Annotated in this window: 26 protein-coding genes; 4 read left to right on the top strand and 22 right to left on the bottom strand. The window is 43.6% G+C overall.

The window, feature by feature from the left end; translation table 11 throughout:
- Positions 1–16: 16 nt before the first annotated feature.
- The 12 genes from folC to leuC form a co-directional block, all read right to left on the bottom strand.
- Positions 17–1,357: a bifunctional tetrahydrofolate synthase/dihydrofolate synthase gene (gene folC, locus F8R13_RS08205; RefSeq protein ID WP_152833786.1), complete on the bottom strand. Its 1,341-nt coding sequence runs from the start codon at positions 1,355–1,357 to the stop codon at positions 17–19.
- A 28-nt stretch (positions 1,358–1,385) separates the two neighbouring features.
- Positions 1,386–2,240, bottom strand: a complete 855-nt coding sequence (gene accD / locus F8R13_RS08210) for an acetyl-CoA carboxylase, carboxyltransferase subunit beta (RefSeq protein ID WP_152833491.1) — start codon at positions 2,238–2,240, stop codon at positions 1,386–1,388.
- Positions 2,241–2,347: 107 nt separating this feature from the next.
- Positions 2,348–3,172, bottom strand: a complete 825-nt coding sequence (gene trpA / locus F8R13_RS08215) for a tryptophan synthase subunit alpha (RefSeq protein WP_152833492.1) — start codon at positions 3,170–3,172, stop codon at positions 2,348–2,350.
- Positions 3,173–3,175: 3 nt separating this feature from the next.
- Positions 3,176–4,381, bottom strand: a complete 1,206-nt coding sequence (gene trpB / locus F8R13_RS08220) for a tryptophan synthase subunit beta (RefSeq protein ID WP_216642613.1) — start codon at positions 4,379–4,381, stop codon at positions 3,176–3,178.
- Between the two features lies 1 nt (position 4,382).
- Positions 4,383–5,033, bottom strand: a complete 651-nt coding sequence (locus F8R13_RS08225) for a phosphoribosylanthranilate isomerase (protein WP_253806401.1) — start codon at positions 5,031–5,033, stop codon at positions 4,383–4,385.
- A gap of 6 nt (positions 5,034–5,039) precedes the next feature.
- Complete coding sequence (truA, locus tag F8R13_RS08230) at positions 5,040–5,825, bottom strand: tRNA pseudouridine(38-40) synthase TruA (RefSeq protein WP_152833494.1); 786 nt, start codon at positions 5,823–5,825, stop codon at positions 5,040–5,042.
- Positions 5,826–5,830: 5 nt separating this feature from the next.
- Positions 5,831–6,853, bottom strand: coding sequence for an aspartate-semialdehyde dehydrogenase (locus F8R13_RS08235; protein ID WP_152833495.1), 1,023 nt, complete (start codon positions 6,851–6,853; stop codon positions 5,831–5,833).
- A gap of 46 nt (positions 6,854–6,899) precedes the next feature.
- Complete coding sequence (locus tag F8R13_RS08240) at positions 6,900–7,421, bottom strand: polymer-forming cytoskeletal protein (RefSeq protein WP_152833497.1); 522 nt, start codon at positions 7,419–7,421, stop codon at positions 6,900–6,902.
- Positions 7,343–8,293: a M23 family metallopeptidase gene (locus F8R13_RS08245; RefSeq protein WP_152833499.1), complete on the bottom strand. Its 951-nt coding sequence runs from the start codon at positions 8,291–8,293 to the stop codon at positions 7,343–7,345. Before F8R13_RS08245 ends, F8R13_RS08240 begins: the two co-directional genes overlap by 79 nt.
- A gap of 82 nt (positions 8,294–8,375) precedes the next feature.
- Positions 8,376–9,449, bottom strand: a complete 1,074-nt coding sequence (gene leuB / locus F8R13_RS08250; RefSeq protein ID WP_152833501.1) for a 3-isopropylmalate dehydrogenase — start codon at positions 9,447–9,449, stop codon at positions 8,376–8,378.
- A gap of 28 nt (positions 9,450–9,477) precedes the next feature.
- Complete coding sequence (leuD, locus tag F8R13_RS08255) at positions 9,478–10,116, bottom strand: 3-isopropylmalate dehydratase small subunit (protein ID WP_152833790.1); 639 nt, start codon at positions 10,114–10,116, stop codon at positions 9,478–9,480.
- A gap of 2 nt (positions 10,117–10,118) precedes the next feature.
- The gene (gene leuC / locus F8R13_RS08260) at positions 10,119–11,540 is read right to left on the bottom strand and encodes a 3-isopropylmalate dehydratase large subunit (RefSeq protein WP_216642614.1); all 1,422 of its coding nucleotides are present in this window, start codon (positions 11,538–11,540) and stop codon (positions 10,119–10,121) included.
- A 127-nt stretch (positions 11,541–11,667) separates the two neighbouring features.
- Here leuC and queE point away from each other — a divergent pair, with 127 nt between their 5' ends.
- From queE to F8R13_RS08275, 3 genes are all read left to right on the top strand, one after another.
- Positions 11,668–12,312, top strand: a complete 645-nt coding sequence (gene queE / locus F8R13_RS08265) for a 7-carboxy-7-deazaguanine synthase (RefSeq protein WP_152833505.1) — start codon at positions 11,668–11,670, stop codon at positions 12,310–12,312.
- Positions 12,313–12,416: 104 nt separating this feature from the next.
- The gene (locus F8R13_RS08270; protein ID WP_253806402.1) at positions 12,417–13,085 is read left to right on the top strand and encodes a DUF6475 domain-containing protein; all 669 of its coding nucleotides are present in this window, start codon (positions 12,417–12,419) and stop codon (positions 13,083–13,085) included.
- Between the two features lie 5 nt (positions 13,086–13,090).
- Complete coding sequence (locus tag F8R13_RS08275; RefSeq protein WP_152833507.1) at positions 13,091–13,828, top strand: hypothetical protein; 738 nt, start codon at positions 13,091–13,093, stop codon at positions 13,826–13,828.
- A gap of 48 nt (positions 13,829–13,876) precedes the next feature.
- Here F8R13_RS08275 and F8R13_RS08280 read toward each other — a convergent pair whose 3' ends face one another.
- The 9 genes from F8R13_RS08280 to F8R13_RS08320 all read right to left on the bottom strand — a co-directional run bounded on the left by F8R13_RS08280 (position 13,877) and on the right by F8R13_RS08320 (position 22,490).
- Entirely contained in the window at positions 13,877–14,167 is a 291-nt protein-coding gene (locus F8R13_RS08280) for a hypothetical protein (protein ID WP_152833509.1), read from the bottom strand.
- Between the two features lie 35 nt (positions 14,168–14,202).
- Positions 14,203–14,895 carry an LPP20 family lipoprotein gene (locus tag F8R13_RS08285; protein WP_253806403.1) on the bottom strand — a complete coding sequence of 231 codons (693 nt, stop codon included), beginning with the start codon at positions 14,893–14,895 and terminating at the stop codon, positions 14,203–14,205.
- A 15-nt stretch (positions 14,896–14,910) separates the two neighbouring features.
- Complete coding sequence (locus tag F8R13_RS08290) at positions 14,911–15,159, bottom strand: hypothetical protein (protein WP_152833511.1); 249 nt, start codon at positions 15,157–15,159, stop codon at positions 14,911–14,913.
- Between the two features lie 14 nt (positions 15,160–15,173).
- Positions 15,174–16,385: a hypothetical protein gene (locus F8R13_RS08295; RefSeq protein ID WP_152833513.1), complete on the bottom strand. Its 1,212-nt coding sequence runs from the start codon at positions 16,383–16,385 to the stop codon at positions 15,174–15,176.
- A gap of 42 nt (positions 16,386–16,427) precedes the next feature.
- Positions 16,428–17,921, bottom strand: a complete 1,494-nt coding sequence (locus F8R13_RS08300) for a penicillin-binding protein activator (protein WP_152833515.1) — start codon at positions 17,919–17,921, stop codon at positions 16,428–16,430.
- 66 nt (positions 17,922–17,987) lie between these two features.
- Positions 17,988–20,633 carry an aminopeptidase N gene (pepN, locus tag F8R13_RS08305; RefSeq protein WP_152833517.1) on the bottom strand — a complete coding sequence of 882 codons (2,646 nt, stop codon included), beginning with the start codon at positions 20,631–20,633 and terminating at the stop codon, positions 17,988–17,990.
- A gap of 96 nt (positions 20,634–20,729) precedes the next feature.
- Positions 20,730–21,299 carry a peptidoglycan-associated lipoprotein Pal gene (gene pal, locus F8R13_RS08310; RefSeq protein ID WP_152833519.1) on the bottom strand — a complete coding sequence of 190 codons (570 nt, stop codon included), beginning with the start codon at positions 21,297–21,299 and terminating at the stop codon, positions 20,730–20,732.
- Between the two features lie 132 nt (positions 21,300–21,431).
- A complete protein-coding gene (locus F8R13_RS08315; protein WP_152833521.1) occupies positions 21,432–21,635 on the bottom strand; it encodes a hypothetical protein in 204 nt (67 codons plus the stop codon).
- Positions 21,636–21,755: 120 nt separating this feature from the next.
- Positions 21,756–22,490 carry a cyclic nucleotide-binding domain-containing protein gene (locus F8R13_RS08320; protein ID WP_152833523.1) on the bottom strand — a complete coding sequence of 245 codons (735 nt, stop codon included), beginning with the start codon at positions 22,488–22,490 and terminating at the stop codon, positions 21,756–21,758.
- A 535-nt stretch (positions 22,491–23,025) separates the two neighbouring features.
- Here F8R13_RS08320 and F8R13_RS08325 point away from each other — a divergent pair.
- The gene (locus tag F8R13_RS08325) at positions 23,026–24,228 is read left to right on the top strand and encodes a PfkB family carbohydrate kinase (protein WP_152833525.1); all 1,203 of its coding nucleotides are present in this window, start codon (positions 23,026–23,028) and stop codon (positions 24,226–24,228) included.
- 65 nt (positions 24,229–24,293) lie between these two features.
- Here the strand turns inward: F8R13_RS08325 and rlmB are convergent, their stop codons facing one another.
- Complete coding sequence (gene rlmB / locus F8R13_RS08330) at positions 24,294–25,031, bottom strand: 23S rRNA (guanosine(2251)-2'-O)-methyltransferase RlmB (RefSeq protein ID WP_152833527.1); 738 nt, start codon at positions 25,029–25,031, stop codon at positions 24,294–24,296.
- Between the last annotated feature and the right edge of the window lie 5 nt (positions 25,032–25,036).

The following is a 25,036-nucleotide window of genomic DNA, read 5'->3' on the forward strand; positions in this document are numbered from 1 at the left end:
GGGTTCTCTCTTCGTTTTACAAGGCTTTCAATGCCGTCAGACATTGAGAAACAGTATAAAAAGAACCCCAACACAAAACATCCACGCCTTCGTTAGCTTGATTATCTTCATAGGCTTTACGAGTAGCGGAAAGTATATCATCAGTCATGACAATTAATGACGGTTCAACCCCCACATCTGTTAGCGTCTGTTTTAATTGTGAGACAGAAGTGGCTCTTGGTACATCCAAGTCCGCAATATACCAACGATTCGTAAAAGGTATCATTTGACGAATCATCTCCGAATAATCCTTGTCTTTCAAAACTGAAAAGACAGCATCCCCCTTAAAGTCAGATTGTGCTAAAAAATTCGCCAATACTTTTGCCGACTGAGGGTTGTGCGCCACATCCAACAACCAGTTCTGATTACCCACTACCAAAGACTGCAATCGTCCAGGGTGCGTTACATGTGCCAGCCCTTGACGAATTGCAGCACCCTCTACAGGTAGTTTCGATTGACTTAATTGAATAATCGCAAGAACCCCTGAGGCATTCTGTAATTGAAACTCACCTTGCAATGCTGGAAATGGCAGATTATCCAGACTTGCTAGCTTATGCTCTGACTTAGCTAAAAACTGCCAGGTTGGGGGGCAACCATAGTCTGATAAATCACTGTTACATGCCTTCATCAAATAATCAAAATCTCGATTCAAGCACAGCAACTCAATATGATGCTCTTTTACATAATCAAATAGTGTCTGCGGGATATTATTATCAGAGCAAACCGCAAAATGCCTCTCTCGCATAATGCCCGCTTTTTCTAGCGCGATCAGATTACGATCATTACCAAGCCAGTCTGAGTGGTCAACATCAATTGCCGTGACTAATGCAATATCTGCATCCAACGCATTCACAGCATCCAGCCTACCGCCCAAGCCGACTTCTAAAATCCAGACATCCAATTCGGCTTTTTTAAAAATAATCCAGGCAGCAAGTGTAGCAAACTCAAAGTATGTAAGCTTTACATCGCCCCTAGCTTCTTCTATTGCAACGAACGCAGAGACAATGTCTTTATCAGAGACGGGATTAAGATCAATTTGGATACGTTCGTTGAACGTCAAAATATGAGGAGAGGTATAAGTTCCGACACGGTAACCTTCGGCCTTATAAATTGCGCTCAACATAGCAACACTGGAACCTTTTCCGTTTGTCCCAGCAACAGAAATAACATAAGGCGTATCTTGCAATACTCCCAATTTATGGGCAACTTGCGAGATACGCTCTAACCCAAGATCAATTTCTTGGGCATGAAGTGCCAACAACCAGTCTAACCATTCTGCTAAAGAACCTGAAATACCGGGGTTGTCAGCTGAGTCCATCACCTACGTTCTTGCTTAGAATGCTTGGTTACGCAGGCTTTTTTAAAAGCATACGACAAACACTGGCCAGTTCTTTAGAAAGCTGGTGTCTATGAATGATTCGATCAATTGCACCATGCTCTAGCAAGAACTCCGAACGCTGGAAGCCTTCAGGCAATTTCTCACGAACGGTTTGTTCAATAACGCGTGGGCCAGCAAAACCAATCAATGCCTTAGGTTCAGCGACATTCAAGTCACCCAACATGGCAAAGCTGGCAGATACACCGCCCATGGTTGGATCCGTCAACACAGAAATAAATGGTAGCCCCTTAGCACGTAAACGCCCTAGAGCCGCACTGGTTTTTGCCATTTGCATAAGAGAGAATAATGCTTCTTGCATACGCGCACCACCAGAAGCTGAAAATACAATCAACGGCATCTGATGCTCAATCGCGAAACCTACAGCGCGAACAAATTTCTCACCCATAACAGAGCCCATAGACCCTCCCATAAAGCGGAAGTCAAATGCACCTGCAACCACATCCAACCCTTCGATTTTGCCGCTCATGGTGATAAAGGTATCTTTTTCACCTGTAGTTTTTTGAGCCTGAGCCAAACGTGATTTATAGGTTTTCAAATCCTTAAATTTCAACGCATCAACAGGAGAAACATTTGCCGAAATTTCAACGCCAGTCCCCTCATCGAAGAAGGCTTCTAAGCGCTCACGTCCACCTAAACGCATGTGATGATCACACTTAGGGCAAACCTCTTGGTTACGCTTCACTTCAGCGCGGTATAGTGTACTTTCACATTTAGGACACTTCGTCCACAAGCCTTCAGGAACGTTCTTCTTGCGCTCTGCCACTTGTTTAATACTTGGCAAAATCTTTTCAAACCAACTCATTCTTTACTCCAAATGCTTTAAAGAAAGCTTAGGGGGATGCATTATTTTATGCGCGCATTATACAGACATTAACTTCGAGAATACACCTCGAACTTAATACAACAGCATCAAACCTTTTCAGCATCCGCCTGATCAATCCCACGTCTAAACTCACACATTTTTTCTGAAATAGCGTCCATGATGACCGCTTGATCCGCTGATGCATTTTGTTCAATCAATGAAACCAAAGCTGAACCTACAATGATTGCATCCCCCACTTTTGCCATCTCATATGCCATATCGCCATTGCGAATACCGAAACCAATCCCAACAGGCAATTTCATAATCGTTTTTAGATGATTAACTTGTTGGGTGACTTCCTCAGTATTTAGCGCGCTCGATCCTGTCACACCTTTCAAGGAAACATAGTAAACAAATCCACTACCTTGTTCGTTGACAGCTTGTAAACGGGAGTCAGGTGTCGTTGGAGAGACTAAAAAGATTCGATCCAAGCCAGCAGACTGCATCACAGTCAAATAACCTGAAGTTTCCTCCGGCGGCATATCCACAGTCAATACAGCATCCACACCAACCGACTTTGCTTCATCAGCAAATACCTGATAACCCATCGCCTCGATAGGGTTCAAATACCCCATCAAAATAATCGGGGTTTTATCATCTTTCTGTCTGAACTGCGCCACCATTTGCAGCACATCCCTCAAGCTGACGTTATGCTCTAACGCACGTTCAACAGCTTTTTGGATAACAGGACCATCCGCCATCGGATCCGAAAAAGGAACCCCTAATTCCAAAATATCCGCACCCTCTTCAACCAACGCGTGCATCAATTCCACGGTCATGCCTGGGTTAGGGTCACCTGCGGTGATATAAGGTATCAAAGCGGTTTTTCCCTGGGATTGCAGGTTCGTTAATAAACTTTTAATTCTGCTCATAACTTAAAACTCAAACCCTTCGATTTTTGCAATGGTGTTCATGTCTTTATCACCACGACCGGATAAATTCACAATAATAATTTGATCTTTAGACATGGTGGGCGCTAATTTTGTCACATAGGCTAACGCATGACTGGACTCTAACGCAGGCAAAATACCTTCATAACGAGTTAAATCTCTAAAGCCCTGCAGAGCTTCTTGATCATCAACCGCCACATAATCTACACGACCGATATCTTTCAGCCACGCATGCTCAGGCCCAACACCCGGATAATCGAGCCCTGCAGAAATGGAATGCGTTCCCATGATTTGACCATTCTCATCTTCTAGTAAATAGGTACGGTTACCGTGCAATACGCCGGGTTTACCTTTACACAAAGACGCTGCATGACGGCCTGTTTCTAGACCATCACCCGCTGGCTCAACCCCAAAGATTTTGACTGATTCGTCACCCAGGAATTCATGGAATAGACCAATCGCGTTTGACCCACCTCCTACACAGGCAACCAACGCATCAGGAAGGCGCCCTTCTTTTTGCAGAATTTGTTGCTTCGCTTCACGACCAATAATCGCTTGAAAGTCTCTAACCATCGCAGGATAAGGGTGCGGACCGGCAACAGTTCCAATAATGTAAAAGGTATTGTCGACATTCGTTACCCAGTCACGCATGGCTTCATTCAATGCGTCTTTCAAGGTACGTGTACCTGACTCCACTGCAACCACTTGCGCGCCCAGCATTTTCATACGCGTAACGTTTGGTGCCTGACGAACCACATCGTCGGCTCCCATATACACAACACACTCAAGCCCCAATCTAGCTGCAACGGTCGCACTTGCCACACCATGCTGGCCTGCGCCTGTTTCAGCGATAATACGAGTTTTTCCTAGGCGTTTTGCCAATAGAGCCTGGCCGATCGTGTTATTGATCTTGTGCGCGCCAGTATGATTCAAGTCTTCGCGTTTGAGATAGATTTTGGCGCCGCCCAGTGCTTCTGACCAACGCTCAGCATAATAAAGTGCACTTGGACGCCCAACATAATCTTGGAAATCCTTTGTCAATTCATCCAAAAATACTGGATCATTTTTGACCGACTCATATTGCTGATTCAGTTCTTCCAAAGCAGCCATCAGTGTTTCAGGGGCAAAAATACCACCATAAACACCGAAATGGCCATGCTTATCTGGAAACTGAGAAAAATCGATTGCCATCTTATCTCCTGACTTTTTCATTTACAGCTTTAATAAACTGCTCAATTTTCGTTTCTGACTTCTTACCGGGCATCAACTCGACGCCACCACTCACATCAACAGCCCAAGGCTCGACAATCTCAATTGCCCGCTCAACATTCCCGGCGTGTAATCCACCTGCCAAAATAACAGGCATGTTCAAACTGGTTTGCTTGTCTTTGGACACCCAATCCCAATTAAAAGCTTCGCCTGTACCACCTGGAATACCTTTGACATACGTATCCAAAAGCATCCCTTTTGCGGTTGCATATTCTTTGGCCAAAGTAGACAAATTAGAGTCATGCTTCATTCTCACCGCTTTAATATAGGGGCGAGAAAACCCACTACAAAATGCTTCTGCCTCTTCGCCATGAAACTGCAGCAAATCAACCTTGGTTGCAGAGATAACTTCTTCAACTTCCTCAACTGTCGGGTCAACAAAAAGCGCTGTGATAGCGACAAATGCGGGAACAACCTCAACAATATGCCTAGCTTGTTCAAGTGTCACATAACGAGGGCTTTTGCGGTAGAACACCAAACCTATCGCATCGGCACCATTTGCAACCGCAACCTTGGCGTCTTCACCGTTGGTGATACCACATATTTTGACCCTTGTTCGCATCAGCTCTTTCATAAAACCTTATCCTTGCCAGAGCACTGCATCGAGTTCTGTCTTTGGCATATCAAACTTTTCTGGGTAAATCGCATTGACAAAATATAACCCCTCAGCGGGAGCAGTGATGCCAGCTTGTGTCCGATCTTGTTTATCAAGCAAGGTTTTCAACCATTCTTCCGGCTTCTCACCTCGACCCACTTCCAGCAAGGTGCCTACAATATTACGTACCATATGGTGCAAAAACGCATTCGCTTGAATATCGACAAAAACAAAATCATCATGCCGACTTACTTGGACAGACTGCACCTCTCGAATGGCATGATTTGCCTGACAGCCCGCGGCTCGAAATGAAGAAAAATCATACTCTCCAACTAATGTTTGAGCAGCTCTGTGCATAGCCATCTCATCCAATGACTGCCTTTCCCAGGTCACTCGACCGGACAAGACTGCTGAATGGACTGGACGATTAAAGATGACATAACGATATTGTCTTGCCACGGCGCTAAAGCGGGCATGAAAGTCATCCGAAACAGTACGAGCCCAAGCAACGCGAATGTCATAAGGCAACTTGGTATTGGTACCTTGAACCCATGCACGCCCCAACCTGGTAGATTTTGTCTCGAAATGCACCACCTGCCCTATCGCATGAACCCCCGTATCTGTTCTGCCTGCGCAATGAACTTCAATAGGTTCGTCTGCGATAAAGCTTAAAGCGGACTGCAAATGTTTTTGTACCGAGTCGCAATGATCTTGATACTGCCAACCGCAATAGGCACCGCCTTGATATTCAATCCCTAAAGCGATTCGCATTCAAGTTATAGGTAATCTTTAATCAGCAACTCTGCGATTTGAACGGTGTTTGTTGCAGCGCCTTTACGCACATTATCTGCAACTACCCATAAGTTCAAACCTTTCTCGCAAGAGATGTCTTCACGAACACGCCCAACATAAACAGGGTTAGTATCGGCTGCATCTGTTACCGCAGTTGGGTAACCGCCATCGACATGCTCATCAATCAAGACTATACCGTCCGCCTTACCAAGAATTTCTTTGGCTTTTTCTGCCGTTATTTTTTCTTTGGTTTCGATATGAACCGCTTCACTGTGACCATAAAATACTGGCACACGAACCGCTGTCGGGTTAACCAAAATCGAGTCGTCGCCCATGATCTTTTTGGTTTCCCACACCATTTTCATTTCTTCTTTGGTGTAGCCATTGTCTTGGAACACATCAATTTGCGGAATGCAGTTAAACGCAATCTGTTTAGGATAAACATTCGTTTCAACAGGCTTCAAGTTCAACAAGTTTGCCGTTTGTGTCGCAAGCTCTTCAATCGCTTCTTTACCTGAACCTGACACCGCCTGATAGGTTGCCACGTTAATACGCTCAATACCCACTGCATCATAAATTGGCTTTAGTGCCACCAACATTTGAATGGTTGAGCAGTTTGGGTTGGCGATGATTCCGTGTTTTGTATAGCCAGCGACCGCTTGGGGATTCACCTCTGGGACAACCAGCGGGATATCATCGACATAACGGAACTCAGAGGTGTTGTCGACAACAACACACCCAGCTGCCGCAGCTTTAGGTGCATACTCTCGTGAAATAGATGCCCCTGGTGAAAACAGGCCGATTTGAACCTTAGAAAAGTCAAACGTAGCCAAATCTTCAATTTCTACCCAGCCACCGCGAAACTCAAGTTTTTTACCTGCCGAACGGCTACTTGCTAGTGGGTAAAGTTTACCTACCGGAAAATCTCTTTCTTCCAGTACTTTTAAAATGGTTTCTCCTACTGCGCCAGTAGCGCCAACGACAGCAATGTCATATTTTTTTGTCATGTAAGTTCTCTTAATAGCCTTTAACTTTTGTTGTTAGAGATTAAAACTAAACGTTATCTTTTTCAGCATTCGCTTTGCTGACTTTTTCTTCAATTTTTACTTCTGTTTGAGTGTTTCCCGTCAACTTTTCACCACTACTTGCAAACTGACTGGCAAGTTGGTTCGCCAAACGCATTCTTTCGGCTTCGGGAAAACTCACAATTAATCCACCCTCTGTCAGTTCACGACTTTCCCCGATGAACTTTCCACCGGCTTCAATCATCAACTCACCACAAATCACTTCTCCAAGAAGTTTACCTGTCGACAGGATATCTATGGATTCACAAGCAACTTTGCCTTCCAAAACACCGCTTACTACAACGTTTTTTGCTTTGATTAGGCCCTTGAGAATGCCTTTATCACCAATAGAAACATCGTATTCCGTTTCAACAATACCATCAACACGACCATCTATATGTAAAGGCCCATCAAGATCTTTGATTTCGCCGCTTATTTTACATCCCGTAGCGATAATTGTTTTTCCACTTCCTGTACGCGTTTTTGCACCGCCTGACTTAAAGATCCCCATGGTACTCCCTTCACACGTGTAAATATAAGATCATAGTTTTGTAGCCTCCAATCAACAAAAGGCGCCGGATTAAGCTTTCTTTGCACAAATGAAACCTCGTAATGAAGATGTGGCCCAGAAGACAATCCCGTTGAACCGATTTCTCCAATACGCTCACCTTTGTGAACATACTCACCTGTTTTCACCAGCAACTTACTCATATGCCCATAAAGCGTTCTAAAACCGTCCTTATGATCCAATATGATTAGGTTGCCATAACCACTTTTCTTATGGTAACCGGCATATTCAACCGTCCCATTTGCTGTCGCGACTACAGGATCACCAATTTTCCCCCTGTAATCGATTCCTCGGTGAAACTCTCTTTGCCCGGTAACTGGGTGAATCCGCCATCCAAATGAACTAGAAACGCCTTGAAATTTACCCACAGGACGCCCATTCGGAATATCTTCCAGCATGATTTGCTTTTCCAGAGTGGTTAACTGAACAATCTTAACGCGATCCTGAACAGGCAATTCTTCATCAGGCTTAACGCCAATCAAATCCTCCAACCCCTGCAAGGTTTGGTCTAAAAATTGGATTTGTTTGGACTTGTTATCTAAATCTCCTTGTAGACGATGCTTTTCAGACTTTAACAAAGCATAGTCCTGCTTGTTTTTTTCCAGCATCGACAAGTATTTGTCTTGTGCTTGAATCCTTCTATGTTCGATCTTAACGGTCTCTTGGTTTAACCACCAAATAACGCCCGCACCGCCAGCCAATAGCACAAAAATAAACAGAATAAAAAAGAGTGCAAATTTTCTGACTAACTGATTAAAAGAAAAATTACGGGAACCATGAACATCACTTATCGTTATTGTAAACTGATCCTTCATCCTTGAACGTTCCTTAACTTTTTCTTATATCCGAACATCAAAGTCCTCCTGAATAGGCCTTAAATAGCCGAAGACTTAAAACTTACAGTGCTGCTACAACTGCATCTCCCATTTGAGATGTAGAGACTTTGGTCATCCCTTCCGACCAAATATCACCCGTTCGCAGACCTTGATCCAACACTGCACTCACAGCATTTTCAATTTTCACTGCCAAGTCTTCACGACCTAAACTATAACGCAACATCATAGCTGCTGACAAAATTGTCGCCAAAGGGTTCGCAATATTTTGTCCGGCGATATCCGGTGCAGAACCATGACTTGGCTCATACATTCCCTTATTATTCGCATCAAGTGATGCCGATGCCAACATACCAATTGAGCCTGTCAACATGGACGCTTCATCCGACAAGATGTCTCCAAACATGTTGCCCGTTACCATAACATCAAACTGTTTCGGGTTAAGTACCAACTGCATAGCCGCGTTATCAACATACATATGGTTTACAGTGACTTCTGGATACTCTTTAGCGACTTCATCAATCACTTCACGCCACAACTCGGTGACTTCCAACACGTTTGCCTTATCAACTGAAGTCAGCTTCTTATTACGCTTCATTGCCGCTTGGAAAGCAACATGAGCGATGCGTTTGATTTCTGACTCAGAATAGACATAAGTATTGAACCCTTGTCTTTCACCATTTTCAAGTGTTCTGACGCCGCGTGGTTGACCGAAATAGATCCCCCCCGTCAATTCACGGACAATCAAAATATCCAATCCAGCAACAATTTCAGGCTTCAATGTTGAAGCATCCGCCAGCTGTTTAAATAAGTAAGCAGGACGTAAATTCGCAAACAACTCCATCTCAGAACGCAAACGAAGCAAGCCTTTTTCAGGACGAACAGAGATATCCAACGACTCCCACTTATAGCCACCGACAGCTCCCAGAAGCACCGCATCCGCAGCTTTTGCCTTTACCATTGTCTCATCTGCTAAAGGCACACCGTGCACGTCATACGCGGCACCACCAACCAAATCTTCCGTCATGGCAATATCCAGACCATCAGATTGTTTTAGCGCTTCCAATACCTTAACAGCTTCTGCAGTAATCTCAGGACCAATACCATCACCTGGCAAAATCAATACTTCTTTAGTCATTTTTTTCTCTTAATACTTTTATTTTTAATTAGTTAAACAACCATGGGTTCTTTACTTTATAGTTTTGTTCAAATGCCTCAATTTCACTTTGGTGTTGTAGCGTCAGACCAATATCATCCAAGCCATTCAGCAAGCAGTGGCGACGGAATTCATCAACATCGAATGCAATTTGCTCACCATTTGGACGAATGATTTTTTTAGCAACCAAGTCCACCGTCAACTGATACCCTTCTTCCGCATAGGTTTCCTGAAACAGCTTATCAACGATTACTTCATCCAAAACTATCGGCAAAATACCATTTTTGAAACAGTTATTAAAGAAGATATCCGCAAAACTTGGCGCAATAACAACATCAAAACCATAATCTTTCAACGCCCAAGGTGCATGCTCACGGCTTGAACCGCAACCGAAGTTTTCACGTGCCAGCAATATTTTCGCACCTTGATATCTTGGCTGATTCAAAACAAAATCTTTTCTCAATGGTCGATTGGTGTTATCCATACCGGGCTCACCCACATCTTCATAGCGCCACTCATCAAAAAGATTCGGACCAAAACCGGTACGCTTAATCGATTTCAAAAACTGTTTTGGAATAATCGCATCGGTATCGACGTTCGCGCGATCCATTGGAGCAACAACTGCCGTTAATTCAGTAAATTTATCCATCATTAAACTCCCACTTCCAACATGGTTCTCACATCGACAAAATGTCCCACCACTGCAGCGGCAGCCGCCATTTCAGGGCTAACCAAATGTGTGCGTCCACCTGCACCTTGTCTACCTTCAAAGTTTCTGTTTGAAGTAGAGGCGCAGTGCTTACCAGAAGGCAATCTATCCGCATTCATCGCCAAACACATTGAACAGCCTGGGTTTCTCCACTCAAAACCAGCTTCAATGAAAATTTTATCCAACCCTTCTTCTTCAGCTTGCTTCTTGACCAAGCCGGAACCTGGAACGATCAATGCCTGTTCAACACTAGCAGCGACCTTGCGCCCCTTCAACACCTTAGCTGCCGCACGAATATCTTCTATACGAGAGTTGGTACAAGAACCAATAAATACATAATCGACTGGAATATCAGTAATACTCATGCCCGCATCCAACCCCATATACTCAAGCGCACGACGAATACCGCCCGCTTTCACTGGATCAGCCTCGGCATCAGGGTTAGGCACTTTGCCGTTTACATCCGTCACCATTTCAGGAGAAGTTCCCCAAGAAACCTGGGGTTCAATTTCAGCACCGTTCATTTCCACAACCGTGTCAAATACGGCATCGGCATCAGAATGCAAATCTGACCAGGCGGCAACAGCTTTATCCCAATCTTCAGATTTTGGCGCATAAGGACGACCTTTGACATACTCAATCGTTTTATCGTCAACCGCAACCAAACCAACGCGAGCACCAGCTTCAATCGCCATATTACAGACCGTCATACGTCCTTCAACAGTCATATCTTTAAAGACCTGACCACCGAACTCAATCGCGTGTCCGTTACCACCGGCAGTTCCGATTTTGCCGATAATCGCCAAAATAACATCCTTTGGCGTCACGCCTGGGCGAAGTCGACCATCTACTTTCACCAACATGTTTTTCATTTTTTTCTGCAACAAACACTGTGTTGCCAAAACATGCTCAACCTCCGAAGTACCGACACCATGTGCCAACGCACCTAATGCACCATGCGTTGCAGTATGGGAATCCCCACAAACCAACGTCATACCCGGCAACGTCACCCCTTCTTCAGGACCGACAACATGAACGATCCCCTGACGAACATCACCAATACCAAATTCCGTGATTCCAAAATATTTCGTGTTAGCGTCCAGAGTTTGAACTTGAATACGAGAAATAGGATCTTCAATATCTTCCGCAGAGGTATAAGCCGTCGTTGGAACATTATGGTCAGGTGTTGCCACATTGGCATCAATACGCCATGGCTTGCGCCCCGAGATCTTCAGCCCTTCAAACGCCTGCGGTGACGTTACTTCATGCAGAAGTTGTCGATCGATATAAATTAACGCTGTGCCGTCCTCTTCCTGACGAACAACATGACTATCCCATAATTTATCGTATAAAGTCTTTCCCATCGGCTCACTAGACATTGTTATAATCTCGCCCTACGAAATAATTTAAAAAAATAGTGTCAAATTATAGCACTTTACACCTAGGCTAAGAACAAAAATCACCGCGTAAAACACAAGAGTTTGAGACCTTATGAACTACAGAATTAAAGAAGCATTTTACTCTTTACAAGGTGAAGGTTTTCACACAGGAAGACCGGCTATTTTTTGTCGATTCAGTCATTGCAACTTATGGACTGGAAAAGAAGCTGATCGCGAAACTGCCGTGTGCAAATTCTGTGACACCGACTTTATTGGCGAAGATGGTCAAAATGGCGGGCGCTTCAAAGATGCTGACACGCTTTTAAAACACTTACTACAACTCTGGCCGACAAATACTGACGTACACCCATTCGTTGTATTAACAGGTGGCGAACCGTTACTACAAGTCGACACCGCCCTTATTGACACCTTCCATGCGCAACAAGTTGAAATCGCAGTGGAAACCAATGGCACACTCAAAGCGCCGGAAGGGCTAGACTGGATATGCGTCAGCCCGAAAGCCAATGCCCCTATCATTCAAGACAGTGGAGATGAAATGAAGCTGGTGTATCCACAGCAAGAAAGGTCACCCGAAGATGTCGAGAACCTCGACTTCAAGCACTTTTATCTGCAACCAATGGCGGATGTAGACCCGGTAATAACCGAAAACAACATGCGTGCCGCCGTTGACTATTGCCTACACCACCCCCAGTGGAAGCTAAGTCTGCAAACACACAAAATATTAAACATTGACTGAGCGCCACTCATTTCAAACGCCAAGTCTTTTTTTGCTAAAATAAAAAATACATTTTTTACAATTCAACATTCAAAAACACACAAAATCTGCCAGGTTGGGTCATTATGCAAGTTCAAGATATGGAAAAGTTCTCTCAAATCCTGAAGTGGGTATTTGCATATTATGAAAAAGAACTAACTGACCTGACATTTGAAATGTACTGGAATGGTTTAAAAGACTATTCGATTGATGAAGTTCAAGCCGCTTTCAACGCCCATCTGCAACACCCGGAAGATGGCAAATGGTGGCCAAAAGTCTCGGACATCATCAAAAACTGTAAAGGCGGCACGCAGGACAATGCACTAAGAGCTTGGAATGAAGTGGAAACCGCCATTCGCCGTGTAGGTGGCTATCAAGATGTGGTTTTCCATGATCCGCTAATCCACCAAATCATTCATAAAATGGGCGGTTGGATTGCACTGTGTGACATCCCGGATGAAAAATCTCTGGTGTTCAAAGCGAATGAGTTTAAAAACGCTTATCGTGCGCTTTATGCAACTCCGCAACAGTTACAACCGCCAGTTGAGTTGACAGGTATTATCAATGCCCAAAATGCCAAAATCAAAGGCGCTAAAAAACAACCGCCTGTTTTGATTGGCGATCCTGAAAGAGCAAAAGAAGTCTTGAGTCAGCTCCAAGCACCGGAAAATCTGGTCACTATCAGCCATGCCGCCGTTAAGGCAGCAAAGAGTCTTGACGCCAAGTTGAACGCCAACCAAGACCAGCCGGCTTAATTTTGATGAAGTTACATTTTGACGCCAACATTGCCGCAAAGATAGGCTTAAACGAAGCCATTTTCATTGGCTGGCTGCTCGAAGAATACGACGAAACGCCGACACGCACTGAGAGACTGCTTGAAACCTTTAAATTCTGGTCAGATGAAGTCCTATACCAATGCCTTGCAGGCTTGGAATCCAGAAAACTGATCGTGGTTCAGAGAACACCGCAAGGGGATTGTATCTTTGCCATCAACCACCCTCAACTGCAAGCGCAATTCGGCATCGAAATCCAACCTGTCAAGGCGCCATCGACAGGTGTCGTGCTGGATAATAATTTAAAAAAACACCTACTCAGATTTCAGTCTACAGACACGCTTTTGAACAAGAAGCTCACTCAATTACTGCAACAAGACACTCAAGAGTTATTGGACTATGCCATTTCCGAAGGGCTGTCTCATGAAATTGCCGCCATGTCCTTTGACAAGTTCTTACACTATGTTTCAGCCAACCCGGATCGCTTCTGGAACACTGATCTCACTTCTTACTGGCGCTTCTGGGTCAGCAACAGCAAGGAGAAACAGGGAATTTCAAATACAGGCGGCATAGCACAAACGGGCAAACGTTCAGCTATAGAAAGAAGCAATGATCATGCGGCATCCAACTGGTTAAAGAAAAAATCTCAGCCTAACCAGACACAACTACATACCGCCGTCCAAATCTCTCATTCCCAACCTTCAGACACAAAAAAACCGACTTAAACATACGCCTAAGTCGGTAACTTTTTGAATAAAACAGTTTCTTAATTGCTACGGAAAAGAATAGCTATTTTGAGGATTATCCGCTTTATGCTGACGCTTTGATTCATCCGACATAAACTGTTCAACTTTTTTCTTAAGTCGATGAATCTCCTGCAATCCTTGATCTAGCCTTTCTGATTGCGCAGCATTCTCACTTTTTTGCTGCTTGATCTCTTTACCTAGTTTATAGGTTTTGCTCTCAAGGATGCGGACCCGAGTACTGATACTCGCAGCTTCCGCAACACCCTGCACAATCATTAGACCAGCAAGCAACAAGACTATTAGGGTTGGTTTTTTCATGTAACCCATCTCCCTGAGTTTGTTGTTATTCGCTATTATCGACCGTCAACAGTTTGGCAGTTATAACCATTACCACATAAGTTACTTGCTTCTACGGGCTCTTGGTTACAGCTTCCATTTGGACAATTGGTGTAAACAAAGTGGTTGTTGAAGAATCCACGATCTACATACACTTCCAAAATGGTTTCATAGTTATTGTCTGGCATTGGGGTCACGCTAACAACACGCGCGCCTTTGACAATTGCATTCACTCTCGCACGGAAGTTGTCGTTTCTTGCCGTCAAAGTAGACAGTTGCGTGTTACTGTCAATTTTCACACCATATAACTGTTCAGCAAGTGAACGGTAAGCATCCAACTTAGAAGCACGGATTGCCATCAAGCGTCTTTGACCAGGCGTATAACCTTCATAAGAACTTTCTGAACCAAACCCTGTACCTGTGATTTTAATCAACTGAGGCTGACGCGGTGGCTGAGGTTGTTGATTAGGCTGTGCCTGCTTCATTTGATCATTTTGAGCTTTATCATCTGATTTAGCAACATCATCCGCCTTAGCCGCATCATCTGGAGTGACCGCATCCGCTTTTGCTGGCATTGGAGCCTGCGCCACTGCTGGCGCTACCGGTGCCATCGCAGGCTGCGACGGTTCGACCGTTGGCTGGCTTGAACAGCCGGCAAGTAATGCCGCACCAAGCAAACCAATAAACATAATTAGAGTTTGTTTTTTCATGACATTTTCTCCGTTTTATTCAAAAAGTGTTTGTTTTTTATATGTTCTATGAGTAATCCAACCTTGGGACAACTCTTGTGCTTTCTTGTCTTCAAGTCGTTTACTCGCTTTTAGCTCATCAATAGACCTAACATTACCAGGCTGATAATGATAAGGAACCAGCTTGGTTTCATAATAATCAGGCACTTGATAAGTTGCTGTTGTGCTGCACCCACTACCTAACAGAACCACCAAAGCTAAAACCGTGCCGAACGACCATTTCATGCTTCTCTCCCAACCTAGTATGTATAGGCGTCATTATCCTTATAACCGCCACTTGGTGGATATTGATAAGGGCTGCTATGAGCCGGGGTATTCGGCGTAGGCGCTGATTGATGAGGTTTCACCGCTCCCGGGACATTCGGGTTGTGCGAACCTGTCGTAACACCTTTTTTACCAACGACAGCCGGCGCCTTTTCAACTTTTTCCGAAACCAACTGTTTCTCAACGGACTTAATACTCTTCAGCAGTAACTTATAATCAGATTGCAATTTTTTCACACGCTGATTGATTTCGTAGATACGTCTCTGCGCACTTGTCATCTGAGCGCCAACGCGATCTAGCTTAGCTGCCAACTCAGGAGCCACCTTCACTTCTTGAACTGGTGCAGCAACAGGCTCAGCAGGTTTAACGGCAGCTTGCGCTTTTTCATGACTATCTTTTGCATCAGCTGTCTTTTGTAAATCGCCTGCTTCAATCTTAGCGATATCACCGTTAAGCTGTTCTAATTGGAAGCTAATCGCGTCCAACTTCTTATCAAGCGTCTTCAGTGTTTTTTCCGATGCATTGGTATGCATTAGCGATTGCATTGAGTTCGCTTCAATACCATTGATCTTATCCATGGTGTCTTTGCTTAACTCGTTTCCTGACGATAGTGCCGCCCAAATGCCAACCCCTATCGTCACAACTACTAAAAAGATGATGATTGAACTGAAGGTAATAATTAATTTCTTTATCGCATCCATGTCAGGGCCTTTAATTGCGTTATTTGCCTTTTGAGCCTGTGCAGCTTGCGCACGTTTCTCTAGAATATCTTCTGCTTTATGCTCCATCGCACTCGAAGCATCTTTTCCTTGAATTGCACTCAACGTATCGACTGGTGGCTGTTCTGGAGCTGGTTCTGGCGACGGTGGCGCCGCAGGAGGTTCCGCTACCGGCTCAGGCTCCGGTGTTGCAGTCTCTTCTGCCTGAATACCTGATGCACCGATATCCTCATCCAACTCATCAAGTAATCCAGCAGTTGGATCTTCTTCAGTAGTTTCATCCACTGCCCAATCTTCTGGAACTTCTTCTGCATCAGGCAAATCATCACCCTCAACAGCAGATGTCGCAGGTGCTGCTTCCGGCTCGGCCTTGGGCTCTTCCGCAATAGATTCCAACTCTGCTTCGTCAAGCAAAGCGTCAATACTGTCCAAGTCGTTAGGATCAACGGTATTGTTTATTTGTGCCACTTGCTAACCTCTAGCATTCCAAAAAAATAGCTGCTTCTCTGATTATGGAAATTGAACAACAGAGAAGCTACCTTTGTTCAACCAAAATTCTTCTGGCAAAATAGTGGGAGCTCTATGCTCATCCAACATCACTTCACCCAGTTCAGAAGGCAAACTTCTCACGCTTGAGTCATTTATCGACTGAGCAACTTTTGCCGCTAAGCTTCCAAAAGCATGAAAAATGCCAACTTGTTGATCATCTTCCAAACCTCCCTTGGCATAAGCCCGAACCTGATCGACAAAATATTTCGGTAGCAGTGCATAGGTATTACGCCAATACGACATACTTTTGTTAAAGTCTTTCACTGCTGGCAGTTTGCTTGGCAACCAATAATGCTGAACGGTACCTAAATGGTAGAAGTTAAGTAAAGGCGACACCTGAACCGCTTGACGAGCGGAAACAAAAGAAACAACGGCATCCAAATCCTGTCTTGAACGCTCATCGAAGTGAAGCTTGTGCTTAATAACTGTTTGCAGCCAGTTTTTGCGGATATTCGACTGGCTAGCATTAACCAAGTCCCCTACAGCCTGGTCCATGCTGTGGTCAACTTGCTGAATGTGAACTCTAAAGCTTTTTGTCGTATCAGGATGTTTCTCAGCATAATCCGCCCAAACGGTCTCAAAAGACTGCAACAAATCCTGAGAAGCCTTTGAAGAATCAACAATCACAGAAATTCCTTTAAATTGGTGTTCCACCAATTGCTTTACCAAAACAGGAACATACCCTTCTCTGCTTAAACTCAGACAACGAACATAACTCTTAGGCTTATCAATTTGATTCAGCAGTAATGTTGGTACTTTGGTATCAAGATCATTGAGTACTTGTGCCTTGCCCTGCCTTAAGGGTCCGATAATAAAGGTGGGCTGACTCAGCTTCATCAGGTTCCACAGCTCCAACATAGAGTCGAAGACCTCTGTATCGTAGAACTTCAGCTCGGCGTTCGGAAAGGCTTCCTGAATTCCTTTCTGAATAGCCAAACCGATTTGACTGTAGTCGCCCGTCAGAGGCAATAATACCGCGATGTTTTGTGCATCGAACTTATAAGGCAAAGCATCACTGTTATCTTGAGTGGAAGTAGAAGCGGTCTGCTGGAGATATTGCTGCAAACTCTCAATGCGCAACTGCATTTCGGGGGAAATCGCAGCTTTATCAACAGCACCAAGCGAGTCCAGATAAGCTCTTACATGAGACGGAATGCCATTTTTTCTCGCCAACTCGGCTTTTAGCAAAAGTATTTCAGCATCTATACGCTTGATTTGCAGATCTAACGGAAGCTTTGTACTATCAGAGCTTTCCTTTGGTAAATCACCAGATAAAGCTCCTGAGGCTTCTCCCGCTTTCTTTCCCTCTGCATTAGCGCTTTCACTGGATGTAGATGGTTTCTCTGAAGAATCCGCCGGCGAGAGATGTATAGAGTCGTTGTAGATTCGTACCTGAGGATTGGCAAGAATTGCCGCTGAAAACAACAGTGTCAACAGCAGACTAAGCCATTTCATCACAAACAAACTGTATGTTTTGAAGAATCCCTTCAATGGTACCAACCTTCTATGATTTCCGTCCCCCTACTTTAAAGACTTGGAAACGATTTCATAAACATCTTTAGACAAGCTCCCACTCTCAACCAGCTTTGTTAGCTGACTTTTCATTTTTGTCTGTCTGTCAATATCATAACGTTTCCACTGGGTAAACGGACTGACTATACGTGCAGCGACTTGTGGGTTTATTTTATCCAGTTTCAGCACTTCTGATGCCAAAAAGGCATAACCTTCTCCCGAGGCATGATGAAAACCTTGCATATTCATACGCCCAAAAACTCCCAGTACACTTCTTACCCGATTCGGATTGGTATAATGAAAGTCAGGATGCTCGACTAAAGACTTCACCACCTCCAACGCACTGTCAAACTGATCAGATGCCTGAAGTGCAAACCATTTATCCAAAACCAAATCATCCTGTTTCCATTTTTGATAAAAATCTGCCAGGTTGGCCTGTTTCTGTTCAGAATCATAAGGCTTCATTGCCTCCAAGGAAGCAAACACGTCCGTCATATTTGACTGCTTATCAAACTGAGTTTGCATCCAAGCTTTCTGGGATGGTAATTTTGATAAATAGTTCAGACAACGGTTCTTGAGCATTCTGCGAGCAATCGCATCTTTATCATAACGATAAGCCTCTGAACTTTCCATTTGCTGATAGGTTTCCAACAATAATGATTCAAACTTTTCCGCAATTGCCTTTTTCATATAGCTATAAACGGCCAGAATACTATCAGTATTGATCAGCATGCCTTTATTTGACAAGGTTTCCTGCAAATAGCTTTCATCCGGCAAGGTAATGGCAAGAGACTTTAACGCTAGATCAAGTGACGTATCCCCAAGATTGCTTTCCAAAGCTTTGGCATAGTATTCTGACAAGGTCAACTCTCGGCTGTCTTCAACGGCTTGCACGTTTTTAACCAAGTTCATCAACGCCAAACTTTGAATCGACTCCCAACGCACGAAACTATCAGCATCATAAGACGCCAGCGCCACCAACTCATCCTGAGTGCAGGCATAATCCAATAAAATCGGGGCGGAGAAGCCTCGAAACAACGAAAGATACCCTTCCTCTTCAACATCCTGTAGAACCAGTGTTTCATCATGCCGGGTCAACTCAAATAACCAACCGTTGTCAGCTCGCGAACAACGCGACTGATCCGCTTCAGCAAATGAAAAAGACAATGCCGTTTCGCGAGTTGGCGACAATACGTCAAACACCACAGGAATCAACAAAGGCAGGTGCGCTTGCTTTCCGTTCAGGGTTTGTTTGAATGACAACGATAAGGTTTTATTGACAGCATCATACTGCTTAGTCACCGTTACCTTTGGCGTGCCCGACTGAATGTACCAGTGATGCATTTGCGACAAATCACGCTGATTGGCATCCGCCATCGCATTACGGAAATCTTCCACCGTAACCGCTTGCCCATCAAAGCGGTCAAAATACAAATCCATCCCTTTTCTGAAACCATCTCTTCCCAATAAGGTTTGGTAAAGGCGAACCACTTCGGCACCTTTTTCATAAACTGTCATGGTGTAGAAGTTGTTCATTTCAATGTAGGATTGAGGTTGAATCGGGTGTGACATAGGCCCCGCATCTTCCGGGAATTGGAAGCTACGCAAACGTTTAACATCTTCTATTCGCTTCACCGCAGGAGACAGCATATCCGAAGTGAACTCCTGATCTCTGAAAACAGTCAACCCTTCTTTTAGCGTTAGCTGAAACCAATCCCGACAAGTAACACGATTACCCGTCCAGTTGTGGAAGTACTCATGGGCGATAACCGATTCAATACCCTCGAAGTCGACATCGGTTGCCGTTTCTGGCTTCGCAAGTACAAACTTGGAGTTGAAGACATTCAACCCTTTATTCTCCATGGCGCCCATATTGAAATCATCAACGGCAACAATCATGTATACATCAAGGTCGTAAATCAATCCAAAACGCTCTTCATCCCATTTCATCGATTTCTTTAGCGATGCCATGGCATGATCACACTTGTCCAGATTGTTTTCCTGCACATACAAGCGCAAATCAACACGCCTTGAATCCTTGGTTTCAAAGTGATCTTCAACCACTTCTAGATTACCCGCAACCAGCGCAAAGAGGTAACAAGGCTTTTTATGAGGGTCTTCCCATACGGCAAAATGTTTGCCGCCTTCAAGCTCTCCAAACTCGACCAGATTTCCGTTAGATAACAAAACTTTATTTTCTCGCTCATCACCAATAATCTTGGTCGTAAAGTAACTCAAACAATCGGGTCTATCCAAATAATAGGTAATAGTTCTAAAGCCCTCTGCTTCGCACTGGGTACAATAGTTACCACTGGAGCGATACAAGCCTTCCAAACGCGTATTTGCTTCTGGATTGATTTTGGTTTTCACCACTAACTCAAAGTGTTCTTCGGGGCAGTTCAGCGTCAAATCGGTGTCTGTCAGTTGAAAATCTTCTTGGCCTAATACCTTTCCATTCTTTTCCACCGATACCAGTACCAGATGTTCACCATCCAGCTTTAAGGTTGTTTGACCGGTTTTGCGAACGACCTTCATCCTATTGGTCACTAGAGTTTCAGAAGGGTCGAGTTCAAATGTTAAATCAACAGATTCGATTTCAAAGTCGAGCGGACGGTAATCTTTTAGGAAAATTTCTTTTGGTTGCTGTGTAGACATGTTCAGATGAGACTTATGTGAATGTTGTTAAAAAAAAAAGCCTTCCTACCACTGCTGCAGTAGAAAGGCTTTTCAGCTTGTTTAGCTAGGATTCAATTAATATGAAAACGCAGCTCTACGGTTTTTAGCCCACGCAGCTTCAGTGTGCGCTGGATCTACTGGGTTTTCTTCACCGTAGCTGATAACATTGATTCGGCTTGGGCTAACGCCTTCAGCGATCAAAGCATTTTTAACGGCGTTAGCACGTCTTTCACCTAGAGCCAAATTGTACTCAGGTGTTCCACGCTCATCACAATAACCTTTGATGGTGACTTTAGCTTCAGTGTTCAAAGCCATATAATCAGCATTCATTTTGATGATGCTATAGAAATCAGGTTTGATTTCAGAGCGATCAAAGTCGAAGTGAACCACTTGACCTTGTAAAGCTGCAAACAACTGAGAAGCTGTTTTGCCATCTGCGTTAGTTGGCTCAGAAGCTTTTTCGCTAGTTGCTGCACTTGCCGTTGCTTGATCAGAAGTTGCAGATGAAGCTGCACCATCGCCAGAAGCTGCCGCTGCAGTTGAAGCTGTTGAATCGTCGTCTTTAGATGGCGTTGAAGAACACCCTACTAAAGTTAACCCTAAGAACGCGACCAAAAACAGTTGTTTAAGTGATGATGCAGACATTGTCCTTCCTCTCTAGAATTTGAATAAAATATGCAAAAACATAAGTAGTTGTTATCTTACCCAAAAACAAATGTATTTAACAAGAAAATCCTTACAAATTTAAGACTTTCTTACTAAACACCAAAAAGACAGCTATTTTTTGCTTCCGTAGTTCTCATAACTTGGGTTGGTGTTTGAGATGTCAGCATTGGAAACATCATCTGAAGAGGGTCCATAAATCACATGCTGCTGTTGTGCATCACCGGATGCTGGTTTGGTTTCAGCATTTGAACACCCGACTAAGGATGCTGTTAAAAACAAAGAAGCCAAACTCACTTTAAGAAACGAACGTAACATAAACAATCTCCTTATTGTCGTATCATAAAAAAGGCAAGTCCATATTAACGCTGTGCCTGACGACAAGATTGGAGATAGCTTCAATAAAACCTTAAGGAATTCTGCTAACAGACGGAAAACCTATTCGGAACAGATCATTGCCTCTTCACCAGCGAACTCTTTTAAGAGTTCTTCATTCAAAATCGAGATTTCTTTCTTTTTCCAGTTCAGCACATTTAGCTTATTGAACTTCGCCAAAATACGGGATACGGTCTCTGGTGTCAGATTCAAATAGCTTGCCACATCCCGATGCAGGATATTTAAGCGGAATTTGGTGTGGAGATAGCCTCGAGACTTATATTTCAAAGACATCGACCATATAAAATAAGCCAAACGCTGTTCAGCAGTTTTTTGTGTCAGCAGTGAAGTGTACATGCGACTGCCGACAATTTCCTGACTCATCAAACTGAATATCTGACTATATAGATTAGGGACCTGCGCAGCCAGATCGGACAGTTGTCCATAAGGAATTTCGCACACCGTGGTCACATCCAAGGCTACCGCGTAAAACTGATATTCCTGATAAGCAATTGAATCCATCCCAACAATATCGCCAGGCAAATAGAAACCATGAATCACTTCTAGATTATTATGATCGTAAGAAAACAGCTTCACCGCCCCTGCTCTTACTGCAAACAAGGAAGTAAATTTCTCACCTTCTTTGAACAGGTATTCTCCTTTTGATAGAGAAGGTTTACGATTCACCAACTCATCCAACTGAGACAAATCCGTATCATGAAGTCCGTTTGCAAAACAGATGCGCTGTAACCCGCAGTTCGCACAATTAGCAGTGTAATGAATGGCAATATTTCCCATAAGCGAATTCTTAACCTAAATCAATTTTTCTTAAAAACTTTCGTTATTTTAGCAAAATCAAAATTATCCAGATTACTTAGTTCACAAAAAACAGCATGCACCATTATATTTTGATAGAAAAACTCTCTTTTTTGATTAAGAAATTTAATTGTAAAAACTATCCCCACAGCAAACCTTCTTCCTCAAGCTAACTGGCTGATTAATTTTTAATCACTTTAAAAAAGATTAACTAATTTTAGGCACTTACCAATCAACCGGGTAATTTTAACCACAAAGTTATCCACAGGTTTTGTGGATGAAAAAACATAAGTATTTTCAACACACAAAACATTACAAATAATGCAAATATAAATATATATCAAAGGGTTACGGTATTTTTCTAGAATACAATAGCAATAAAAAAACTAATTTTCAAAAAACACTGTCAAGCATTTTCTTAAATTTATTCACCGCTTCGTTTTGGTGCGTATTCTCGTTCCAAGAAAAGTGGGTTGTGTTAAAATTCGTGCCAAATTTGAATTTTCTCGAGGTATTTATGGCAAAAATTTTAGGTATAGGAAATGCAATTCTTGACGTCATCCTGACCACAGCGCATTACCCAAGGGAAGATGAAGAACTTAGAGCCACTGAACGTCAGTTTCAAGTGGGGGGTAATGTCTGTAATTCTCTTTATGTTTTGAGCCAACTTGGACACGAAACCACTATCGCAACCACCATTGCCAGTGACGATGCTTCAAAACAGTTGTTAAATGGCTTAAAAGCCCGACAAATTCAAACTGAACACACTCAGAGATTCATTCAAGGGCAAACCCCTACTTCCTATGTCATTTTGAATAACGAGAATGGCAGCAGAACCATTACCCACTTTCGTGACTTACCAGAGTTGAGTTTTGACTTCTTCGCCAAAATCGAAATCGAAGAATATGACTGGTTACATTTTGAAGGACGTAACCTAGAGCATCTTCCTGGCATGATGAATATTGCCAAGACCTTTTTGACCCACCAACCCATTTCGCTGGAAGTTGAAAAAGCAAGAGACGGCATTGAGCAGCTCTTCTCTCAAGCAAACCTACTCATCTTTTCTCACCACTATGCTGGTCAAAAAGGTTATCAAGATGCCACGAGCCTGTTAAAAGACATCAAAACGCAAGCACCAAACAGTCACTTAGTATGTACTTGGGGTAAAGACGGCGCATGGTTCTGCCCGGCGGGCGGCAATATCTCCCACCAGCCAATCCATGAAATTCCACAAACGATTGATACCCTTGGCGCCGGAGATACCTTCAATGCCGCATTGATTGACGCATTGATTCAAAAGCAAGATTTAGCAACTGCAGTAGATACCGCATCCAAACTTGCTGCAAGGAAATGCCAGCAATTCGGGTTCGATAACCTCTTGACAGAAATCAAAGAAAAACAGCCTTTGGCAAATGTTAACCAAGTCAACAACTCGAAAGTGCTGATTGTGCCTTGTGCAGATTTGCCGCACTCGGTTATTTTGATTAAGCATGAAGATCAGGTTAAGGCGTATCAGAACAACTGCCCTCATCAAGATGTTCCGCTAAATGAAGCCTATAAGGTAGACGTTAATCCCTTTGAGAAAACGATGAAGTGCTCTGTGCATGACGCTTTCTTCTCAATTGAAGATGGTGTGTGTATTGAAGGTCCGTGCATCAATGACGAGCTAGAAATCGTCGCTATTGAAATAGATGATAAAGGCGATATTTACCTCGCCTAAAATAGATTGAAATTGGGGTGACTCATACACCCCAACCTGGTAGATTTTTATCGAATGAATTTTAATTATTTTGCTAAATGACGTTGTCTATAGACTTCGTACAAAGTTACACCCGTTGCAACGGAAACATTCAAACTTTCCACACTTCCTACCATCGGAATGGCTGCAAGATGGTCACAGTTTTCACGAGTCAGCTTTCTCAAGCCGGTGCCTTCAGCTCCCATCACCAAACCAACAGAACCCTTAAAGTCCATATCGTAAATGGTTTGATCCGTTTCACCTGCTAGCCCCGTCATCCACATACCTTTTTGCTGCAAGTCTTTCAAGGTTCTTGCAAGGTTAGAGACAACAACCAACTTGACCGTCTCTGCGGCGCCACAAGCAACTTTACGAACGGTTGCATTCAACCCAACAGAGTTATGCTTTGGAATCACCACAGCATCCACACCTGTCGCGTCTGCCGTACGCAGAATAGCACCAAGGTTATGCGGATCTTGCACTTCATCCAAAAATAGAAATAACGGATTGTTGATTTCTTCAACCATTTTGACAAGGTCAGACTCAGTTAGGTCTGCTTGCTTGGCAACCAAAGCGATGACGCCCTGATGAACGCCTTCCACTTGATTGAAAAAAGATTTGGCCTCTGTATTAACCGTCACGTCCAAACGCTTGGCTTGATCCACCAATGCTTGCACGCGCTTGTTTAGAGGCCCTTTTTGCACCGACAACGCATAAATAAGATGCGGTGATTGCTTCAGCAACTTTTCAATGGCATGAATACCAAATAACTGTTCTTGCTTCATCTTAA

Source organism: Hydrogenovibrio sp. JE_KL2 (assembly GCF_009296185.1).
In the GTDB taxonomy this organism is placed as follows: domain Bacteria; phylum Pseudomonadota; class Gammaproteobacteria; order Thiomicrospirales; family Thiomicrospiraceae; genus Hydrogenovibrio.

Excerpts from the sequence above, each read along its gene's own strand:
- folC (WP_152833786.1), bottom strand. The coding sequence starts at position 1,357 with ATGGACTCAGCTGACAACCCCGGTATTTCAGGTTCTTTAGCAGAATGG.
- accD (WP_152833491.1), bottom strand. The coding sequence starts at position 2,240 with ATGAGTTGGTTTGAAAAGATTTTGCCAAGTATTAAACAAGTGGCAGAG.
- trpA (WP_152833492.1), bottom strand. The coding sequence starts at position 3,172 with ATGAGCAGAATTAAAAGTTTATTAACGAACCTGCAATCCCAGGGAAAA.
- trpB (WP_216642613.1), bottom strand. The coding sequence starts at position 4,381 with ATGGCAATCGATTTTTCTCAGTTTCCAGATAAGCATGGCCATTTCGGT.
- F8R13_RS08225 (WP_253806401.1), bottom strand. The coding sequence starts at position 5,033 with ATGAAAGAGCTGATGCGAACAAGGGTCAAAATATGTGGTATCACCAAC.
- truA (WP_152833494.1), bottom strand. The coding sequence starts at position 5,825 with ATGCGAATCGCTTTAGGGATTGAATATCAAGGCGGTGCCTATTGCGGT.
- F8R13_RS08235 (WP_152833495.1), bottom strand. The coding sequence starts at position 6,853 with ATGACAAAAAAATATGACATTGCTGTCGTTGGCGCTACTGGCGCAGTA.
- F8R13_RS08240 (WP_152833497.1), bottom strand. The coding sequence starts at position 7,421 with ATGGGGATCTTTAAGTCAGGCGGTGCAAAAACGCGTACAGGAAGTGGA.
- F8R13_RS08245 (WP_152833499.1), bottom strand. The coding sequence starts at position 8,293 with ATGAAGGATCAGTTTACAATAACGATAAGTGATGTTCATGGTTCCCGT.
- leuB (WP_152833501.1), bottom strand. The coding sequence starts at position 9,449 with ATGACTAAAGAAGTATTGATTTTGCCAGGTGATGGTATTGGTCCTGAG.
- leuD (WP_152833790.1), bottom strand. The coding sequence starts at position 10,116 with ATGGATAAATTTACTGAATTAACGGCAGTTGTTGCTCCAATGGATCGC.
- leuC (WP_216642614.1), bottom strand. The coding sequence starts at position 11,540 with ATGGGAAAGACTTTATACGATAAATTATGGGATAGTCATGTTGTTCGT.
- queE (WP_152833505.1), top strand. The coding sequence starts at position 11,668 with ATGAACTACAGAATTAAAGAAGCATTTTACTCTTTACAAGGTGAAGGT.
- F8R13_RS08270 (WP_253806402.1), top strand. The coding sequence starts at position 12,417 with ATGCAAGTTCAAGATATGGAAAAGTTCTCTCAAATCCTGAAGTGGGTA.
- F8R13_RS08275 (WP_152833507.1), top strand. The coding sequence starts at position 13,091 with ATGAAGTTACATTTTGACGCCAACATTGCCGCAAAGATAGGCTTAAAC.
- F8R13_RS08280 (WP_152833509.1), bottom strand. The coding sequence starts at position 14,167 with ATGAAAAAACCAACCCTAATAGTCTTGTTGCTTGCTGGTCTAATGATT.
- F8R13_RS08285 (WP_253806403.1), bottom strand. The coding sequence starts at position 14,895 with ATGAAAAAACAAACTCTAATTATGTTTATTGGTTTGCTTGGTGCGGCA.
- F8R13_RS08290 (WP_152833511.1), bottom strand. The coding sequence starts at position 15,159 with ATGAAATGGTCGTTCGGCACGGTTTTAGCTTTGGTGGTTCTGTTAGGT.
- F8R13_RS08300 (WP_152833515.1), bottom strand. The coding sequence starts at position 17,921 with ATGAAATGGCTTAGTCTGCTGTTGACACTGTTGTTTTCAGCGGCAATT.
- pepN (WP_152833517.1), bottom strand. The coding sequence starts at position 20,633 with ATGTCTACACAGCAACCAAAAGAAATTTTCCTAAAAGATTACCGTCCG.
- pal (WP_152833519.1), bottom strand. The coding sequence starts at position 21,299 with ATGTCTGCATCATCACTTAAACAACTGTTTTTGGTCGCGTTCTTAGGG.
- F8R13_RS08315 (WP_152833521.1), bottom strand. The coding sequence starts at position 21,635 with ATGTTACGTTCGTTTCTTAAAGTGAGTTTGGCTTCTTTGTTTTTAACA.
- F8R13_RS08320 (WP_152833523.1), bottom strand. The coding sequence starts at position 22,490 with ATGGGAAATATTGCCATTCATTACACTGCTAATTGTGCGAACTGCGGG.
- F8R13_RS08325 (WP_152833525.1), top strand. The coding sequence starts at position 23,026 with ATGGCAAAAATTTTAGGTATAGGAAATGCAATTCTTGACGTCATCCTG.
- rlmB (WP_152833527.1), bottom strand. The coding sequence starts at position 25,031 with ATGAAGCAAGAACAGTTATTTGGTATTCATGCCATTGAAAAGTTGCTG.